Origin of the sequence: Rhizorhapis suberifaciens (genome assembly GCF_014200045.1) — a bacterium.
GTDB classification, from domain to species: Bacteria; Pseudomonadota; Alphaproteobacteria; order Sphingomonadales; family Sphingomonadaceae; genus Rhizorhapis; species Rhizorhapis suberifaciens.
In genome coordinates, this window is the sequence record NZ_JACHOV010000011.1 from 89,779 (window position 1) to 107,069 (window position 17,291).

General features: G+C 58.8%; 15 protein-coding genes. 8 read left to right on the forward strand and 7 right to left on the reverse strand.

Features of this window, described 5'->3' with window-relative positions:
* Nucleotides 1-116: 116 nt before the first annotated feature.
* Nucleotides 117-629, reverse strand: a complete 513-nt coding sequence (locus HNQ99_RS13880; RefSeq protein ID WP_184476670.1) for a glycine zipper 2TM domain-containing protein — start codon at nt 627-629, stop codon at nt 117-119.
* Between the two features lie 203 nt (nt 630-832).
* On the opposite strand from HNQ99_RS13880, the gene HNQ99_RS13885 reads away from it, so the two are divergent.
* On the forward strand, nt 833-1,957 hold the full coding sequence (locus tag HNQ99_RS13885) for a beta-glucosidase (RefSeq protein WP_184476672.1): 1,125 nt from the start codon (nt 833-835) through the stop codon (nt 1,955-1,957).
* A gap of 78 nt (nt 1,958-2,035) precedes the next feature.
* Nucleotides 2,036-3,400 carry a family 1 glycosylhydrolase gene (locus tag HNQ99_RS13890; RefSeq protein ID WP_322790372.1) on the forward strand — a complete coding sequence of 455 codons (1,365 nt, stop codon included), beginning with the start codon at nt 2,036-2,038 and terminating at the stop codon, nt 3,398-3,400.
* 27 nt (nt 3,401-3,427) lie between these two features.
* On the opposite strand, the gene HNQ99_RS13895 is transcribed toward HNQ99_RS13890, so the two are convergent.
* Complete coding sequence (locus HNQ99_RS13895; protein ID WP_184476674.1) at nt 3,428-3,706, reverse strand: hypothetical protein; 279 nt, start codon at nt 3,704-3,706, stop codon at nt 3,428-3,430.
* A gap of 460 nt (nt 3,707-4,166) precedes the next feature.
* Here HNQ99_RS13895 and glf point away from each other — a divergent pair, with 460 nt between their 5' ends.
* Complete coding sequence (gene glf, locus HNQ99_RS13900) at nt 4,167-6,383, forward strand: UDP-galactopyranose mutase (RefSeq protein WP_322790373.1); 2,217 nt, start codon at nt 4,167-4,169, stop codon at nt 6,381-6,383.
* Between the two features lie 31 nt (nt 6,384-6,414).
* Here glf and HNQ99_RS13905 read toward each other — a convergent pair whose 3' ends face one another.
* The 3 genes from HNQ99_RS13905 to HNQ99_RS13915 are packed head-to-tail and all read right to left on the reverse strand — an operon-like array spanning nt 6,415 to nt 10,556.
* The gene (locus HNQ99_RS13905) at nt 6,415-7,107 is read right to left on the reverse strand and encodes a response regulator (RefSeq protein ID WP_184476678.1); all 693 of its coding nucleotides are present in this window, start codon (nt 7,105-7,107) and stop codon (nt 6,415-6,417) included.
* Complete coding sequence (locus HNQ99_RS13910; protein ID WP_184476680.1) at nt 7,104-8,606, reverse strand: DUF4118 domain-containing protein; 1,503 nt, start codon at nt 8,604-8,606, stop codon at nt 7,104-7,106. Before HNQ99_RS13910 ends, HNQ99_RS13905 begins: the two co-directional genes overlap by 4 nt.
* Before the next feature lie 42 nt (nt 8,607-8,648).
* Nucleotides 8,649-10,556, reverse strand: coding sequence for a potassium transporter Kup (locus HNQ99_RS13915; RefSeq protein ID WP_184476682.1), 1,908 nt, complete (start codon nt 10,554-10,556; stop codon nt 8,649-8,651).
* Between the two features lie 183 nt (nt 10,557-10,739).
* Here HNQ99_RS13915 and HNQ99_RS13920 point away from each other — a divergent pair, with 183 nt between their 5' ends.
* Nucleotides 10,740-11,939: a hypothetical protein gene (locus HNQ99_RS13920; protein ID WP_184476684.1), complete on the forward strand. Its 1,200-nt coding sequence runs from the start codon at nt 10,740-10,742 to the stop codon at nt 11,937-11,939.
* Nucleotides 11,940-11,971: 32 nt separating this feature from the next.
* On the opposite strand, the gene HNQ99_RS13925 is transcribed toward HNQ99_RS13920, so the two are convergent.
* Together HNQ99_RS13925 and HNQ99_RS13930 are read right to left on the reverse strand one after the other, a co-directional pair.
* Complete coding sequence (locus HNQ99_RS13925) at nt 11,972-13,561, reverse strand: cisplatin damage response ATP-dependent DNA ligase (protein WP_184476772.1); 1,590 nt, start codon at nt 13,559-13,561, stop codon at nt 11,972-11,974.
* Between the two features lie 55 nt (nt 13,562-13,616).
* Entirely contained in the window at nt 13,617-14,621 is a 1,005-nt protein-coding gene (locus tag HNQ99_RS13930; protein ID WP_184476686.1) for a ligase-associated DNA damage response exonuclease, read from the reverse strand.
* A gap of 140 nt (nt 14,622-14,761) precedes the next feature.
* On the opposite strand from HNQ99_RS13930, the gene HNQ99_RS13935 reads away from it, so the two are divergent.
* From HNQ99_RS13935 to HNQ99_RS13950, 4 genes are all read left to right on the forward strand, one after another.
* Nucleotides 14,762-15,157: a polyketide cyclase gene (locus HNQ99_RS13935; protein ID WP_184476688.1), complete on the forward strand. Its 396-nt coding sequence runs from the start codon at nt 14,762-14,764 to the stop codon at nt 15,155-15,157.
* A 247-nt stretch (nt 15,158-15,404) separates the two neighbouring features.
* Complete coding sequence (locus HNQ99_RS16800) at nt 15,405-15,533, forward strand: hypothetical protein (RefSeq protein WP_281376845.1); 129 nt, start codon at nt 15,405-15,407, stop codon at nt 15,531-15,533.
* Nucleotides 15,534-15,568: 35 nt separating this feature from the next.
* Nucleotides 15,569-16,231: a peroxiredoxin gene (locus HNQ99_RS13945; RefSeq protein ID WP_184476690.1), complete on the forward strand. Its 663-nt coding sequence runs from the start codon at nt 15,569-15,571 to the stop codon at nt 16,229-16,231.
* A 4-nt stretch (nt 16,232-16,235) separates the two neighbouring features.
* A complete protein-coding gene (locus HNQ99_RS13950) occupies nt 16,236-17,279 on the forward strand; it encodes an MBL fold metallo-hydrolase (RefSeq protein WP_184476692.1) in 1,044 nt (347 codons plus the stop codon).
* Nucleotides 17,280-17,291: the final 12 nt, after the last annotated feature.

Consider the following 17,291-nt stretch of genomic DNA (forward strand, 5'->3'; position numbering starts at 1 on the left):
GCGTCACGACGCCGTCAAAAGCGGCGCGGGTTCGGAATAGTGGAACATGCGGCGGAAGCAACCCCAGTCTCCGCGATCTGCGGGCAGTTGTCTTGGCAACCGCCGTTGCGGCACGGTCATCGGCAGCGGACGTCGCTATTCTGCTCAACCGAGCGCCCGAGCAGAGCACCAAGCGCGCCGCCGATCAGAGTTCCGCCGGTGCGATGCCTGCCACCATCCACAACGTTGCCCAGGATGCCGCCCGCGGCCGCGCCCACGATCAATCCCGTGGTGCCGTCGCTGCGCTTGCAATAGTAGCGGCCATCAGAGCCACGATAAACTTCGTCATCGTCGTTCAGGCGGCGCTCCTTATAACTCGGGTCCTCACGATAATCGCGCGCCGCATCGTAATCGGTCGCGTAGCGATCCTCGTCATAATCCGCCGATGGTGGGGCGTAGCTTTGATCCCTGCGTTCGCGCTCCTTTGCGTCGTAATAGCGTTCACGCTCGCGCTGGTAGAGCATGGTTTCGGCCTCATAGCGCTCCTGAGCGGACTCCCAGCGTCGTTGATCGGCATAAGACTGAGCGAATGCTGGAGGAGCAAGGCTTGTAGTAAGGACAAAAGCGAGCGCGACATATTTGAAATTCATTGGCCATTCTCCATGAGGCGCAGGAAAGCGGTGGGTCTCCGTTTCATTATGCTGCTGAACGGGTGCTGAATTTTCCGCGATTGGCTTTGTAGGACGAGACCGGCCTTGCCCGCATGTCGCCGTACCGCTGCGCTGAGACCTGATCCGAAAATTGTGATAACCTTGCCAGCGGCAAGGGCAGTTGGCGCTAGGTTGGCAAACGCATGCTTTTCAACAGTTTCTTCATGGCGGGATTTGAGTGTTCGTCCCACCGGCGGACGGATGGAGTTCGGCTCGATCTGATTCGCGCCACCGCCCATGACACGCACGCATTTGCGGACTATCAACGCTGTGCGGAGCTGGGGATCGGTACGATCCGCGACGGCTTGCGATGGCACCTTATCGAAAAACAGCCGGGCCAATATGATTGGTCCAGTTGGCTCATAGCACTCGAAGCCGCCAAGTCTGCTGGCGTTCAGATCATATGGGACATGTTCCACTACGGCTCGCCAGATTTCATCGATCAGGGATCATCCGCATTCATCGATGGCTATGCTGCATTCTCTGCGGAAGCCGTTCGAATCCACAGATCCATTATCGGATCAGCGCCGCTCATCTGTCCCATCAACGAGATTTCCTTTTTCAGTTGGGCGGTGGAAGTGGGTTATTTCCCGCCGGCCGGGCCAAAGAAGAAGGGGTGGTTCAAACGGCACCTCATACGAGCGGCAGTAGCGGGCATCGAAGCGATGCGAGCCGAAGAACCGGATTGTCGCTTTGTCTGGGCCGAACCGTTGATCCATGTCGCGCCACGGGACAAAAGCCGGCCAGAGCTGCGAAGGGCGGAACAGTTCCGGCAGGGCCAATTTGAGGCATATGATATGCTGATGGGCCGGGTCGAACCGGACCTTGGCGGCCGGCCTGACTATGTCGATATGATCGGGCTTAACTTCTATCCGCACAACCAATGGTATTTCGATGGACCCACGGTGCCAATGGGCCATCATGAATATCGGCCTCTCGAGGACATGCTGGTGGAAGTGTATCAGCGGTATGAAAAGCCGATCTTCATTGCCGAAACGGGCGCGGAAGGATCCGGCCGCCCCGCCTGGCTCCACTATGTTTGCGATGAAGCTCGGGCAGCAATGGCGCGGGGCATATCGTTTCACGGCATCTGCCTTTACCCGGTGACAGCCTATCCAGGATGGGACAATTCGCGGCACGCCGAAGTGGGATTGTTCTCGACAATTCATTCGGAGGGCAACCGGAGGCTGTACGCGCCGCTCTACGAGGAATTGGAACGGCAGCGGCTATTATTTGGAGCACAAGACGTCCGCTGTCGGTCGGGCTAGAGCGAGCCATATGCCGGGATCGGGACAAATGGCCCTTTCATCTGCAACCTCTTGCCCTCCCAAAGCGTAATGTCCTGAGTGCTGGGCGGTCGAAGACTTTGGCGCACTGCACGGATTGATGGCAGGAGGCTGGTCATCGCAAACTTCATGTTCTGCACCGGGATCGAAAACAGCATCCCAACTGTCAACAACGGCCGCACCCGAGTCGACCAGATGGAGGTTTGCGGACATTATCGTTACTGGCGCGAGGATTTCGCCCTTCTCGACGACATGGGCATCAAATATCTGCGCTATGGGCCCCCCATCCACCGCACCTTCCTGGGCCCGGGGCATTATGATTGGGAGTTCGCGGACCTGACCTGTGCGGAGCTGCGCCGCCGCGACATCATTCCTATCGTGGACCTTTGCCATTTCGGCGTACCAGACTGGATCGGCAATTTCCAGAACGAGGATTTTCCCGCTCTCTTTGCAGCCTATGCAGGCGATTTCGCGTGCCGATATCCCTGGATCCAACTATACACGCCGGTCAACGAGATGTTTATTTGCGCGATGTTCTCCGCCAAATATGGCTGGTGGAACGAGCAGATGACGACCGATCAGTCCTTCGTCACCGCACTCAAAAATATCGTCAAGGCGAATGTTCTGGCGATGCTTGAGATCCTCAAGCGCCGCCCCGACGCCATCTTCGTGCAAAGCGAATCCTCTGAATATTTCCACGCGGACAGCCCTGATGCCATTCATCCCGCTGAAAGATTGAATTCCATGAGGTTCCTTTCGCTCGACCTCAATTATGGCAGGCGCGTCGACAGCGAGATGTATGAATATCTGCTCGATAACGGCATGACCAAGGAGGAATATCACTTCTTCCTTGGCAACCGGGTGAAGCAGCACTGCATCTTGGGGAATGATTATTACTGGACCAATGAGCATCGCGTCCATGCCGATGGCCGTACCTGGGCGGCAGGCGAGGTATTCGGATATAGCGAGATCACGCGTCAATATTATGGCCGATATGGCCTGCCGGTCATGCACACCGAAACCAATTTCCGCGAAGGGCCCAATGGCGACGAAGCGGTCAATTGGCTGTGGAAGGAGTGGGCGAACGTGCTGCGCCTGCGCAATGTCGGCATTCCTACAGTGGGCTTCACCTGGTATTCGCTTACCGACCAGGTCGACTGGGACACGGCGCTACGCGAACAAAATGGCAATGTGAACCCGCTGGGCCTCTATGACCTGGACCGCAATATCAGGAGAGTGGGACAGGCGTACAAGGAACTGATCGCGGCGTGGCGCGATGTGCTTCCGGCCCAGAGCCTCTGCCTGGCCGTGCCCATTGTGCCCCCATCCCATTGGGATCGGATATACGCCCGTGAACAGCAGGCGGAAGCCGAAGCACGTCGACGCAGAGAACCGCCAGTCACAAGGGTTCAGGAAGGGCAGTAGGCGGCGTCGACATGCCGCCTCTGGCCTTCAGGCAGCCCGACCCAATTCCTGCTCACGCCATGGAGCCGTTGCCGGGGCTTGGCTCAACGCATTGGCATAACGTGCATCCAACGCTGCTTCTTCCGCGGTTTGCGGACGAAGATAGGAGATGCAGAGCTTGCGACCGAATACATCGTCGCCTCTCATCCGTACGTCCGCCGATTCACTGATCGGTAGCGTGGACCGAAGTTCCGTAAGTTGCTGGATAAGATGATCCAGCGAAACATGATCATTAACTTCAACAAAGTCTCTTATCATTCTCGTCATATAACCCCCCCGGGTTACCTAGTTTGCGACCTATGTCACGCCTAAACGCGATTTAGGATAAGGCTGCAATCCAGAACATTTAATGAACCGCCCTCATTTCACCTAAAAAAGCGACGAAATGAGAAAACCTGTCCAAAAAGGTGATATAATCATTCCGTATTCGAAACTTTTTCACTTCAAAAGTAACATGCATTAAGAAATTTATTATAGGGCTTTTAATGATAGTTCTTAGGTATGAATGTTGGAACCGGAAGAGACGATAATCCGTTATAGGATTGTTCGTTCCTTATTCTAGGATTCTCCAATGGGCTACGCTTCGGACTGCTCTCTGCCTTTGCATTTAATTACCGAAGATATAGTCCCCATCAGCGAAACGATTATTTGCTTTAGTCATCTACGTTGGGATTTTGTATTTCAGCGTCCCCAACATTTGATAAGCCGATTTGCTCGAACCGCCAAGGTGGTTTTCTGGGAAGAACCCCGATGGCCGGAAGGTCTCGCCGCGCCGCGACTCGATATTCGGGTCGATTCGGAAACGGGCGTTCTGATAGTGACTCCGGAATTACCCGCGATGGACGATCAGACACCGGCGCTGAAGCTTTTGCTGGACAGCTTCGTGGCCGGTGAGGAGAGGCCGCTCATCCGCTGGTATTACACACCTATGATGCTGCCTTTTTCCAGGCATTTATCGGCTGCGTGCACTGTCTATGATTGCATGGACGAGCTTGCCAATTTCAAGGGTGCCCCGCCAGCGTTGCTCGATCTTGAGGCCCAGTTGCTGAAGGTCGCGGACCTTGTCTTTACGGGGGGCTATAGTCTGTATGAGGCGAAACGCGGTCGGCACCCGAATATTCATCCCTTCCCCTCTAGTGTGGATGTGCAGCATTTTGCACATGGGCGGACGGTCATTGCCGACCCTTTGGATCAGGCTGACCTCCCTCATCCCCGGCTCGGTTTTTATGGCGTGATAGATGAGCGGATGGACCTGGACCTGCTTTCGGCCCTGGCGGACGCTCGGCCCGGCTGGACCATTGTGATGGTGGGACCGGTGGTGAAGATTGATCCAGCATTGCTGCCGCAGCGCTCGAACATCGCTTATCTTGGCGGCAAGAGCTATGCCGAGCTGCCACGCTATCTTGGCGGTTGGGACGTCGCGCTGATGCCCTTCGCAATCAACGAATCCACGCGGTTCATCAGTCCGACGAAGACGCCCGAATATCTGGCAGGCGGACGACCGGTAGTGTCCACTCCCATCGCCGATGTCATTCGCCATTATGGTGATTTGGACGCGGTCCAGATTGCGGATGACCCGGAAAATTTCATTGCTGCCTGTGAAGCAGCGCTCGCGCTTCCGAAAGGCAAGGCTGACTGGCTCAAGTCCGTAGATCAAATGCTGGAGCGCATGTCCTGGGACCACACTTTCCGTAGCATGACCCGGCTGATCGTCGGTCAAATCAAGGATCGACGCGGCGGACCCGCCATTTGGGGAAGCGAGCGCCCGAAAAAATATGATTATCTTATCGTTGGAGCGGGTTTCGCAGGATCAACCATGGCGGAACGTTTGGCGGTAGGCGCCGGCAAGAAGGTGCTGATCATCGATCGGAGGCCTCATATCGGCGGGAACGCTTATGATCGGGCGGACGCGGCGGGCATCCTCATTCACCAATATGGCCCTCATATCTTTCACACCAATTCCGCAGAGATATTCGCCTATCTCTCCCGCTTTACCGAATGGCGCCCCTATGAACATCGGGTGCTGGCGCAGGTGGGTGGACAATTGGTTCCTATTCCCATCAACCGGTCCACGTTGAATGCGCTATACGGCCTTTCGCTTTCTACCGAAGCCCAAGCGGAAGCTTTTCTGACCAGCAGGGCCGAACCGGTGGAGATCATCCGCACATCTGCCGATGTCGTACTCTCCGCCGTTGGTCGCGATCTCTACCAGAAATTCTTCAGGGGCTACACCCGCAAGCAATGGGGCATGGACCCTTCTGAACTCGATAAGACCGTGACCGCCCGCGTTCCGACCCGCTTCAATACTGACGACCGCTATTTTACGGACCGCTTCCAGGTGATGCCGAAACATGGCTTCACCCGCATGTTCGATCGAATGCTGGATCATACCAATATCGATATCGAACTGGGCGTCGATTATAGCGACATCCAGGCGGAACGTGCCCATTCCAAACTGGTCTTCACCGGCCCCATCGACGAATATTTTGACTTTCGCTTTGGCAAGCTGCCTTATCGTTCCCTGGAATTCCGGCATGAGACGCTGGACCAAGAGTGGTTGCAGCCTGTTGCGGTGGTCAACTATCCCGACGAGCAGGTCCCTTATACCCGGGTGACTGAATATAAGCATCTGACCGGGCAGTCGTCACCCCGAACCAGCATCACTTACGAATATCCAAGCGCGCAAGGTGATCCCTATTATCCAATCCCCCGTCCTGAAAATCAGGCACTCTTCAAACGCTACGAAGCACTGGCGGCCAAGCGCGAGGATGTCGTGTTCGTCGGGCGGCTGGCCACATATCGCTATTATAATATGGATCAGGTGGTTGGCCAGGCACTGGCTACCTACCGGCGGCTGAACCTGGAGACGCAACCGCCCCGGCCTCGCCTTCGGACCGCGACACCGGCCTCAGGACAAACCGCGCCCTTCGCGCAGTCGGCGTAGCGCATGGTGGGCGGGCGGAGGCGCTTCAGACCTAAGACCCCGTCAGCAATCGATATCCCACCCCTGGCTCGTTCCTGATGAGCCTTGGGCTGGACGGGTTTTCCTCCAGCTTGAGGCGCAGGCTTCTCGCCACAACGCGGAGATATTCGACGTCCTGTTCATGCGCCGGCCCCCAGACTTCCTTCAGGATTTGCATATGGGTGCAGACCCGCCCGAAATGGCGGGCGAGTACGGCCAAAAAATGATATTCCTTGGGCGTTAGCCGCACTTCTTCGCCATGACGGCGAACCATGCGTGCGCCAAGGTCGATCTCGACAGCGCCGGCACGCACTATTTCTTGTTGCATGTCTCCCTGCACATGGCGGCGCAAAGCTGACCGCAGACGGGCCAGCACTTCCTCGCTGTCGAAGGGTTTCGTGACATAATCGTCCGCGCCAAGATCAAGGGCTGCAATTTTTTCGGCGGTTTCCTCACGCGCGGAAATAACGATGATGGCCGCCTTTGCCGCAGCGCCCAGAAGGGGCAGCAGTTCCAATCCGTCGCGGTCAGGCAGGCCCAGGTCCAGCAATATTGCTGCTGGCGAAACAATGTTTGCAAGGCTGAGCGCCTCCTTGGCGCTCGACGCTTCGATCGGTTCGTAACCGGCGCGCATGAGCATGGCGGCAAGTAGCCTCCGGATGTGACGTTCGTCATCGACGATTAGAATTTTTTTGTGGGCTGTCATTCGAGGAAGCTCAATGTCGGGGCGATGACGAGGTTGGAAGGGAAGCGCAATGTGAAAACCGCACCCGGCTTATCGATCCGGTTCGCGGCCGTCACATCTATTCCCATCGCCTGTGTAAACCCCCGCACAATGGCAAGCCCAAGGCCAGTCCCTCCAATGCGGTCATTGCCCGCCAATCGCGTGAAGCGGTCAAATATTGCCTTTTCCTGACCGGAAGGAATGCCGGGTCCTTCGTCCAAGATGGACAATGAAAGCGCATCTCCATCCATCGCTGCTTGAATCGCTATGGAACAGTGGGGCGGCCCATATTTCTGTGCGTTGCCGATAAGGTTGATGAGAATATGGTGCAACAGACGCGGATCGGCCGCGACCAGGGGCAGGTTGACGGGAACGTCGGTTTCTACGAGGCGACGGGTTTCAGGGCCAAAGTCGCTCAGGGCCGCCTCGATGGCGTCGGTCAGGTCTACTGGTTCAGTTGCGAGCATGATGGCCCCGGCCTCTACGCGCGCCATGCCCAGCAGATTGCCGACGAGCCGCTCCAGCCGACGAGCCTCGAAATAGATCTCATCTATGGCTGCCTGAGGAGGAGCCTCCTGGTGCAGCGCCTTCAGCCTGCCAAGTATGACGGTGAGCGGCGTGCGCAGATCATGGCCGAGGGAGGATAGAAGCGCGGCTCGCAGTTCGTCACGCTGATGCAGCCGCTCTATTTCGGCCTGCTCCGCCGCCAGACGAATGCGCCCGATTGACTGAGCCAATTGTTCCAGAACGCCGTCGAACAGAAGCGCGTTTTCCGCAGCTATCGGTTGTTGTGCATCGTCGCGCGCGATCCCCAGAACGCCGAGCTTCTCGCCGCCTGCAATCAACGGGGCAAACATCCAATCAGCCGAAGCCATTGTGCGAGTGCCTCTGCCGGTGCGATCGGCATTGTCATGCGTCCAGTGGGCCGCTGCGGTGTCGATGGCGCCGATGACCGGCGTGTCAGGCACGGCTGCGGCAGGGAAAAGATCGCCGCCCCTCAGTTCCAGGAAAATGACAATGCGAGCGCCGAACAAGGCGGCAATGTCCGTACTGGCGCGACGGAGGATGGCGGCTTCATCGTTCAACCCCGCCATGGTTTGTGCAAAGCCGGCAACGGCGGCACTTGCCCGCGCCCTCCCTTCCGCCTGCACCTTTTCGTTCCGTAATTGTGCAGCAAGGTGACTGGTGACGGCAGCGACGGTGAATAACGCAAGGAGTGTGACGACATTGTCAGGGCTATTGACCCACAGCGTAAAATGGGGAGGCAGGAGAAAGAAATTGTAGTTCAGCGCCGCGAGCGCGCTGGCAAACAGACCCGGCCACAGGCCAGATCGGGAGGAAACGATTATTACCGGCAGCAGATACAGGAAGCCAACGCTGGCCAGCTCAAGCCTGCCCCGCAACAGAACGGCGGCGACCGTCACGGCGGCTACAATGACAACCGCGAGGAGATAGGGCTGCACTTTTCTTAAGGGGAGCATCGCGATCCTTCCGCCCGGCATCCTACGCGCGATTGGCCCGTTTTACACCTCGATCTGTGCGCCCAACTCCACGACGCGATTGGGCGGAATTCGGAAAAAAGCCGTGGGATCGGCCGCATTACGCTGCAGAAAGATGAAAAGCAGGTCCTGCAGGAACGGCATGCCCGACCGTGAGGCGCGGCGCAGGGCATTGCGGCCTATGAAGAAAGAAGTGCCGCCACGCCCTTCCACCAACCCCGCCTCACGAGCGAGATCCGCCGGGATGTCGGGTGCCTCCATATAGCCATAGGTCAGGGTTCCGCGTGAAAAATGGCTGTTTATCCGGGTGATGGTCAGCCTTTTGGTACGATTGGCGCGCGGTTCGTTGATTGTGCGGACCGACAGGATGAGATTGTGAGAATGCAACACGCGATTATGCTTCAGGTTGTGGAGCAGTGCGGTCGGCGCGATATCCTGATCCGATGTCAGGAATACAGCGGTGCCATCCACCAGCAGCGGCGGTCTCGCGATCAGCGCTGAAGCCAGTTCGTCAAGCGGTACCGTGTCCCCTCTCGTACGCTGCGCCACGAGTTGGCGTCCTCGGACCCAAGTTGCGATAACCGTCCCCACGAGCGCCGCCACCAAAAGGGGGACCCATCCACCCTCGATGACGCGAAGGATATTGGCGCCAAAGAAGATCAGATCGATAGTGAGCAACGGCGCAATGAAGGCAATGGCCATCGACAGCCTCCACCTCCAAAGCTGATGGATCACGATGAAGGCAAGGCAAGTGGTCACTACCATGGTGCCGGTCACAGCAATGCCATAGGCCGCAGCCATGGCCGAGGAACTGCCAAATCCGTTGACCAGCACCACCACCCCGACGAACAGCAGCCAGTTGATCACGGGCATGTAGATCTGTCCAGCATGATGTTCGGAGGTTTGCAGGATTGACATGCGTGGCAACAGGCCGAGCGCTATGGCCTGCTGCGTCAGGGAAAAGGCCCCGGTGATCACTGCCTGACTGGCGATGATGGTCGCCAGGGTCGCCAGAATGACAAGCGGGGCCCGCAACGCATCGGGCGCCATCAGGAAGAACCAGTCGGCATTGTGAAAGACCGTTCCTGACTGCTTTGCTGCCGCAAGCGCCGAAAGGGCCAGCGCACCCTGGCCCAAATAATTCAGGGTGAGGGCGGGAAAGACGAAATAGAGCCAGCCCATCTGAATGGGCTTGCGTCCAAAATGTCCCATGTCCGCGATCAACGCTTCCGCCCCCGTGACCGTCAGGAACACCGCGCCCAGGACGAACAGGCCTGTGACGCCATGCTGCGAAACAAAGGAAACCGCGTAGATGGGATTTAGCGACAATAAGATCTGGGGCACCTGAGCGATATGCCAGATGCCAAGGCCGCCAAGCGCCAGGAACCAGATGACACAAATGGGCCCGAACAGGCTCGCTACCCTGGCAGTGCCGTGCGATTGGATGAAGAACAGGCCGGTGAGAATGCCCATGGTGAGGCCCAGGATGATGTGCGGGGTCATCATATGATCGACCCCCGGCACCGTCGTTAATCCTTCGACTGCCGACAATACCGAAAGGGCCGGTGTAATGATCGCGTCGCCATAGAAGAGGGCGGCGCCCGCCGCGCCTAATATGATGACGGCAAGCGAAGGCCGCCGGGTGCCTCGCATCGCCAGCGCCATCAGGGACAGCACGCCGCCCTCCCCATTATTGTCAGCGCGAGTAAGGAAAAGCACATATTTAACCGTGACGATCAGGATCAGCGCCCAGACGGCGAGGGATAACACCCCTAAAATCTCGCTGCGGGCGATGCCGTTGCCCGCGGCCTGGGCCAAGGCTTCGCGAAAGGCATATAAGGGGCTGGTGCCGATATCCCCATAGACAACGCCGATGGCGCCGATGGTCAGGGCGAAGGTCCGCTTTGGATTGGTGGCAGATGCTGTGGTCATATCCCGGCATTCTGATTGCTGCACATGCCGGCATGGGACCGCAAAGAGCCGTTAAGATGCCATGGGAATTGTTGATGACAGCGTAAGGAAGTCGTAAAATCGCATCGGAATACCATCCTGTCGTTCTTCCAGCGGAGTTCACTTCCTGTTCAGGCGACAGGCGTGAGCGGTTGAAGGCAAGTGATGGAACGGTGGGGAATTCCTTTGGATCGGGTTGCGAAGGCGGCATTTGTGCTGGCGGTGGCGCTTACCGTGCCGGCGCAGGCCCAACAGGCTGGATCGGTGGACGACTTCCAATTGCCAGCCGGCGAAGCCGCGCCGCCGCCCCCTGCAGCGGGGCCCGTCGATCCAGAAAAGCCGGCGCCTGTTCAGGGGCTTCCTCAACCGACACCGCGTCCAGTCCCGGTGCCGCCTCTGATCGGAAAACAAGCCCCACCTATTCTGCCGCCCCCGACGGTGTTGCCGAAATCGTCCGACAAGCCCGCAGCCAGCACTTCGCCCACTCGGAACGTTGAAAGCGCTCCCGCTTCGGCGCCCAAATCCGCCAAAAACGCTTTGCCTGCGCCCGCAATGCGCAGTCGGGTCGCCGGAACCAAACCGCAGGGGCGGCCAGCGCCGTCAGCCGCTACCAAGCAGACCGCGCCAACGACTACCCCGCCTCTGCTCGCCAGCTCTTCTTCCTCCTGGACTTGGTGGCTTGGAGGCGGAGGGCTGCTGGCCTTGCTGCTGGCGGCTATTGGTTTCGGCCTGCGCCGAAGGCGGCACCTTGAGGAGGCTGACGATGCCTTCCGACGCGAAGAGCTGCCGCCGGACCTTGAGGAAATCTCCAGCCCCCCGGTGCAAACCGCGGTTTCGGAGCCACGGCTGGTGTGGACCCAGCTAGAATTGGCGTTCGAGCCCCAAAGCCTGACCCTGGCCTTGGTCAACGCGAGGCTTGCCTATCGATTGTCTTTGAAGAATTTGACCGATGCCGCGGTCGGACCGGTCAGCATCGCTTGTGACATTATCTCGGCCCATTCCTCGCTTTCCGTTGAAGAACAGCTTTCGCCCGGGCGAGGCGAGATGCTTGAGCCAAAGCATGAAATCCCCTCGCTTGTCCCTGGAGAAACCGTCTCGCTCATGAGCGAATTGCAACTCCCCATCGCTGCAATCCTTCCCGTTCGCAGTGGCAACGCCAGCCTCTTCGTACCGCTTGTGCGTTTTCGCATCACCGCGCCCGACTCGGACGGGCCGCCACTGGTCGGCACCAGGATTTTCGTTGTCGGCGAAAGGCCGGGACAGGCGGGGAGGCGGCTCAAGCCTATCCGGGTCGACTTAGGCCCTCGCACCTTCTCCCGCATCGACCAGCGAGAGATAGAGGCCCAGTCTGAAGCTCTTGGATAAAATTGGCGCGGCGCTTGTGCGCGGCAAATGTATCAATCCTTCATCATTGCCCGCAATGTTTCGATACGGTCGGCTTCATGCGCGGGCTTGTCGGCTCGGATGCGATTGATGCGCGGGAAGCGCATGGCAAGCCCGGACTTGTGTCGTTTGCTTTCATGTACGGAATCAAAGGCAACTTCGAACACCAGGCTTTTGTCTGTCTCTCGCACAGGCCCGAAACGATTGATGGTATGACGGCGGACATAACCGTCGAGCCATTTCAGTTCCTCATCTGTGAAACCGAAATAGGCTTTGCCCACGGGCAGCAAATCGGCGCCCTGGTCGGGATCGCCATCCCAGCAGCCGAAGGTAAAGTCGGAATAAAAGGAGGAGCGCTTGCCGCTCCCGCGCTGCGCGTACATGAGGACGCAGTCGACCAGCAGCGGGTCGCGCTTCCATTTGTACCAGAGGCCTGTCCGTCGCCCCGGCACATAGGGGCTGTCGCGTCGCTTGAGCATTACGCCCTCGATCGCATCGTCGCGCGCCCGCTCTCGGATCGACGCAAGGTCGTCAAGGCTGGCAGCCGCGATCACCGGTGAGATATCAAAGCGCCCTGCATCGAGCCGAGGCACGAACGCCTCCAGCATCTCTCGCCGCTGTTCCCAGCTTAATGGGCGCAAATCCTGATCCTCTACAATCAGCAGATCATAGAGGCGCACGAACGCGGGATAATCAGCCAGCATTACCTTTGAAACCGTCTTGCGTCCCAATCGCTGTTGCAGCGCGTTGAAGCTCGCCGCGCCGCCCTTCTCCCCGCCCTGATGGCTACCGCGCACCAGCAACTCACCGTCCAGGACGGCGGGCGTGTCGAGCGCTGCGACGATCTCCGGAAAGCTTGACGAAATATCGTCGCCCGAGCGCGAATAGAGCCGCGTCTCACCGCCGGCATGGACGATCTGAACGCGGATGCCGTCCCATTTCCACTCAGCGGCATAGGCCGCCATGTCGATGATTGTCTCGTCGAGCGGATAGGCAAGCATGAAAGGCCGGAAGAGCGGCTTGTCGCCAGCATGAGGGGGCGGCCCGCCTTCTGCCCATCCAAACAGGGGGCGATAGGGCGGCGTCTGCCCGTGCCAATATTCCTCGACGTCATCGATGCTCACGTTGAAAGCCTGTGCGAAAGCCGCCTTGGCGAGACGCGACGAAATACCAATGCGCATTGCACCTGTCGCCAGCTTGAGCAGCGCAAACCGCCCGGTGGCGTCGAGCCGGTCAAGCAGCGCAGCGAGATCACCCATCGCGCTGAGGCGCGTCATATGGGCCAGCGCGTCGACCGCTTCGGACACTGTAGGCGGGTTCACCGCTACCTCCGGACCGGGCCAGAGAAGACTCGCTGTCTCGGCAGTATCGCCAACATAGTCGCGCGAAAGGGTGAACAATATGGGATCGACCCGTTGCATAAGCAGATTTCGGATGGTGGAGCTCTTGACCGCCGGGAAGTCGAGACTGTCGGTGAGCGCTGCGAGTGCCCACCCTCGGTCAGGGTCGGGCGTTGTGCGCAGATAATCAGCGATCAATTTCAACTTGCCGTTGCGGCTGCGCGTATAGACCAATGCATCGACGAGGGCGGCAAAGCGCTCCATCATCACAGCCTGTCCAGAAGTGGGCGGCAATCTTTCCACGGAAAACGCGGCATAGCTAATCGTCCTCGTCCTCATAATGCACCAGGGCAAGCGCACGCGCCTGCCGCTGATGGAGTTCGCACCAGCGCAACAGCGCATCCTCGCGGCCGTGGGTGATCCACGTCTCGCCTGGGTTCACTTCCTCAATGGTGGCGGTGAGTTCGTCCCAGTCGGCATGGTCGGAAATAACCAGCGGAAGCTCGACATTGCGCTGCCGAGCCCGCTGACGCACCCGCATCCAGCCGCTTGCCATAGCGGTGATCGGGTCGGGTAGCCGCCGGCTCCAGCGGTCGTTGAGCGCGCTGGGCGGGCAAAGCACGAGCTGTCCCGCCAAATCCGCTTTTGCGGCATCGGAAACGAGCCGCAGCGGACCCAGATCGACGCCAAGCTCCTCATAGAGCCGGCACATCCGCTCCAGCGCGCCATGCAGCCAGATCGGGTCCCGATATCCGGCGCGGCGCAATTCCGCGATTAGCCGCTGCGCCTTACCCAAGGCATAGGCTCCGACCAGCACACAGCGATCCGGACTGGCCCGAAGCGCCGCCAGCAACTTGCCGACCTCCTGCTCGACCGGCGGATGGCGGAAGACGGGGAGGGCAAAGGTCGCTTCCGTCACCAGGACGTCGCAGGAGGTGGCGACGAATGGCAGGCAAGTGGGGTCAGGCCGGCGTTTGTAGTCGCCGGTCACGATGACACGTTCGCCGGCATGCTCCAGCAATATCTGCGCCGAACCCAGTACATGTCCGGCCGGCAGGAACGTCGCATCCACTCCGCCCGGCAGGCGAAGCGTCTCGCCATAGGCGATGGGCGCCGTGTCCTCTTGCACCCCGTAGCGCAACCCCATGATGGCGAGTGTTTCGGGGGTGGCCACGGTACGGCCATGCCCGCCGCGCGCATGATCCGCATGGCCATGGGTCACAAGAGCGGTGTCGACCGGCCCCGAAGGATCTATCCAGCAGTCCGCCGGCGCGATAAAAAGGCCATGCGCTTCTGCGCGTACCCAAAGACTAGTTCTGACCATCAGGACTCAAGATGGTTTCGCAGTTGGGAAAATCCAGCGCCGGAATATTGCGATGGCCCCTCGGGGGGGGCGGAGAATGTGATGACAACGGCGATCAGGGTCTTTAGTTGTCGGGGACCTCTTTTGCGTCGGAGCTACCCATGTTGCCCGCTCGATCTTTCAGCGTTTCCATTCGCCATGAATGGCAGGCACTTTACGAACGCATCTGGCGACCCGAATTTTTTCCGAAATGGGCAGCAGGTCTATCGGAATCCGACCTTCGTCTCGAAGGCGGGCAATGGCTTGCCAATGGCCCTGCGGGACCGATCAGTATTCGATTCACGCCTCATAACAGGTTCGGCGTGATGGATCATTTTGTCGATACGGGCGACGGAAATGAAATCCACGTCCCCCTTCGCGTCGTCCAGAACAATGATGGCGCGGAGGTAATTTTGACCCTGTTTCGTCAACCCGACATGGATGACACGCGCTTCGCGGCCGATATCAAATGGGTCAATCGCGATCTCAAGTTTCTGAAGGCTCTGATAGAGCGTTGACACCAAAATGGATCGCCAAGTCACCAGCAGTGGCCTTCGCCAAAGCTGCTAAGCTACCTATTCGCATCTTTTAGGGTTCAAGCCCGCTGGCCTTGCCGGCCCGAGGGGATCGCCGTTAACGGACGTACCATACCCCGCCTAAGGCGCGTTCTGCTTATCAAAGCCTGCAGGTCGACCAGCGCTTACATGAACTTAATGTCATGTCCCGGTCAGCCCGACGATAGCGGCATGCCTATAGGGTCCGGGCATGCCCTGGTCCCACCGCCTGCTCTATCCGATCGCGATCATCGTTGCGGCGACTCCGCCCCTGCTGTCGACGCGGCTGGTGCGCTCCTCGCATGAGAAGGACACGCTATCCCTTCCCCGCACTCCGTGATAATTTGCGGGAATCGAGTCCTTGGGAGTGGGAACATGACGCTCGCTATCGGCAGTAAGGCCCCTGACTTCACCGCGCAGACTACACAAGGTGAAATCCGTTTTCATGAATGGCTAGGCGACAGCTGGGGCATGCTTTTTTCGCACCCCAAGGATTTCACTCCTGTCTGCACTACCGAACTGGGTTATCTTGCGCGTATTACCCCTGAATTTACCAGCCGCAACTGCAAGGTGATCGGCCTGTCAGTGGACCCCGTCGGTGATCACGATCGATGGCTTTCAGACATAAAGGCGGCAACCGGCGGCGAAGTCACCTATCCCATTATCGGGGACAGCGACCTGAAAGTCGCCCAAGCCTATGAGATGCTTCCCGCTGACGCCGGCGACAGCTCCGAGGGCCGCACCGCCGCTGACAACCAGACAGTACGGACGGTTTACCTCATCGGGCCCGACAAGCTCATCAAGGCGATGCTCAGCTATCCCATGAGCAGTGGCCGCAATTTCGACGAAGTGCTGCGCCTTCTCGACAGCTGCCAACTCACCGCCAAACACAAGGTCGCCACTCCGGCGAACTGGAAATCGGGAGAGGATGTCATCATCGTTCCTTCCGTTTCGGACGAGGAAGCAAAGACTCGCTTCCCGGAAGGCTGGAACAGCGTCACGCCCTATCTCCGTATCGTTCCCCAACCGCGGGACTAGGCCGATGTACTTCGCGGCCTTCAAGGATGGCGAAGGGTGCAAATCCTACATCATCGCCAACGCAGAATGTTGCGCTGCGGCCATTATCGATCCGGCTTTGGATCTCGTCGACCGTTATCTGGGAGAGGTCAACAAACAGGGCCTGCGCGTCCGCTACATCATCGATACCCACACCCATGCCGATCATTTCTCCGGCGCGCGGGCGCTGCGGGAGGCGCTGGGCGCTCCAATTGTCATGCACCGTTTTTCGCCTGCGCCCTATGTCGACCTGCATGTCGAGGACGGCCACTCTTTGCCCCTCGGCAGCATGCGGATGCATATTCTTCATACGCCGGGACACACTCGCGATTCCATGGCGATCCATATCGATGACCGAGTGTTCACCGGCGACACGCTCCTCATTGGCGGCACCGGACGCACCGACCTGCCGAGCGGCAGGCCGGATCAGCTTTACGCCAGCCTTTTCCATAAGCTGCTGATGCTGCCAGACGAAACCTTGGTGTTCCCGGCGCATGACTATAAGGGGCGTGAAAAGTCCACCATCGGACAAGAACGCCTGGCCAACCCCCGTCTTGCCAATGCGCGGCAGGATGATTTCGTAAAGCTGATGAATAGCCTGAATCTCTCCGCTCCAACGCATCTCACAGAAGCACTGCGCACCAACATGTCAGGCGGCAAGACAGTGCGGCAACTATTGCAGGAAGCAGGAGCGAAAGTTCCCTTCATGGCGATAAACGAACTGCTCCGCCGCCTCGACACTTGCGCCAATGATTTCGTGATCCTCGACGTGCGCGAAAAGGATGCCTTCAATGTCGGTCATGTGCCCGGCGCAATTCACCTGCCGCGCGGTCAGTTGGAGCTAAGGGTCAATGAAGTGCTGCCCGACCCCAGCGTGGAGGTGCTGACCGTCTGCGAATTCGGCAAGATCTCGACACTGGCGGCGGCGACCTTGCATGAACTGGGCTTTCCCCGCGCCACCGCGCTGGACGGGGGCATGGCGACGTGGCGAGACTATGGCCACCCCATCGAGAGCGGATCGCCGAGCTGAGATGGCATTCAG

What these genes read in the sequence shown, in the direction of transcription:
- HNQ99_RS13880 (WP_184476670.1), bottom strand. Translation starts at nt 629, where the DNA reads ATGAATTTCAAATATGTCGCGCTCGCTTTTGTCCTTACTACAAGCCTT.
- HNQ99_RS13885 (WP_184476672.1), top strand. Translation starts at nt 833, where the DNA reads ATGCTTTTCAACAGTTTCTTCATGGCGGGATTTGAGTGTTCGTCCCAC.
- HNQ99_RS13895 (WP_184476674.1), bottom strand. Translation starts at nt 3,706, where the DNA reads ATGACGAGAATGATAAGAGACTTTGTTGAAGTTAATGATCATGTTTCG.
- HNQ99_RS13905 (WP_184476678.1), bottom strand. Translation starts at nt 7,107, where the DNA reads ATGACAGCCCACAAAAAAATTCTAATCGTCGATGACGAACGTCACATC.
- HNQ99_RS13910 (WP_184476680.1), bottom strand. Translation starts at nt 8,606, where the DNA reads ATGCTCCCCTTAAGAAAAGTGCAGCCCTATCTCCTCGCGGTTGTCATT.
- HNQ99_RS13915 (WP_184476682.1), bottom strand. Translation starts at nt 10,556, where the DNA reads ATGACCACAGCATCTGCCACCAATCCAAAGCGGACCTTCGCCCTGACC.
- HNQ99_RS13920 (WP_184476684.1), top strand. Translation starts at nt 10,740, where the DNA reads ATGGAACGGTGGGGAATTCCTTTGGATCGGGTTGCGAAGGCGGCATTT.
- HNQ99_RS13925 (WP_184476772.1), bottom strand. Translation starts at nt 13,561, where the DNA reads ATGGAGCGCTTTGCCGCCCTCGTCGATGCATTGGTCTATACGCGCAGC.
- HNQ99_RS13930 (WP_184476686.1), bottom strand. Translation starts at nt 14,621, where the DNA reads ATGGTCAGAACTAGTCTTTGGGTACGCGCAGAAGCGCATGGCCTTTTT.
- HNQ99_RS13935 (WP_184476688.1), top strand. Translation starts at nt 14,762, where the DNA reads ATGTTGCCCGCTCGATCTTTCAGCGTTTCCATTCGCCATGAATGGCAG.
- HNQ99_RS16800 (WP_281376845.1), top strand. Translation starts at nt 15,405, where the DNA reads ATGCCCTGGTCCCACCGCCTGCTCTATCCGATCGCGATCATCGTTGCG.
- HNQ99_RS13945 (WP_184476690.1), top strand. Translation starts at nt 15,569, where the DNA reads ATGACGCTCGCTATCGGCAGTAAGGCCCCTGACTTCACCGCGCAGACT.
- HNQ99_RS13950 (WP_184476692.1), top strand. Translation starts at nt 16,236, where the DNA reads ATGTACTTCGCGGCCTTCAAGGATGGCGAAGGGTGCAAATCCTACATC.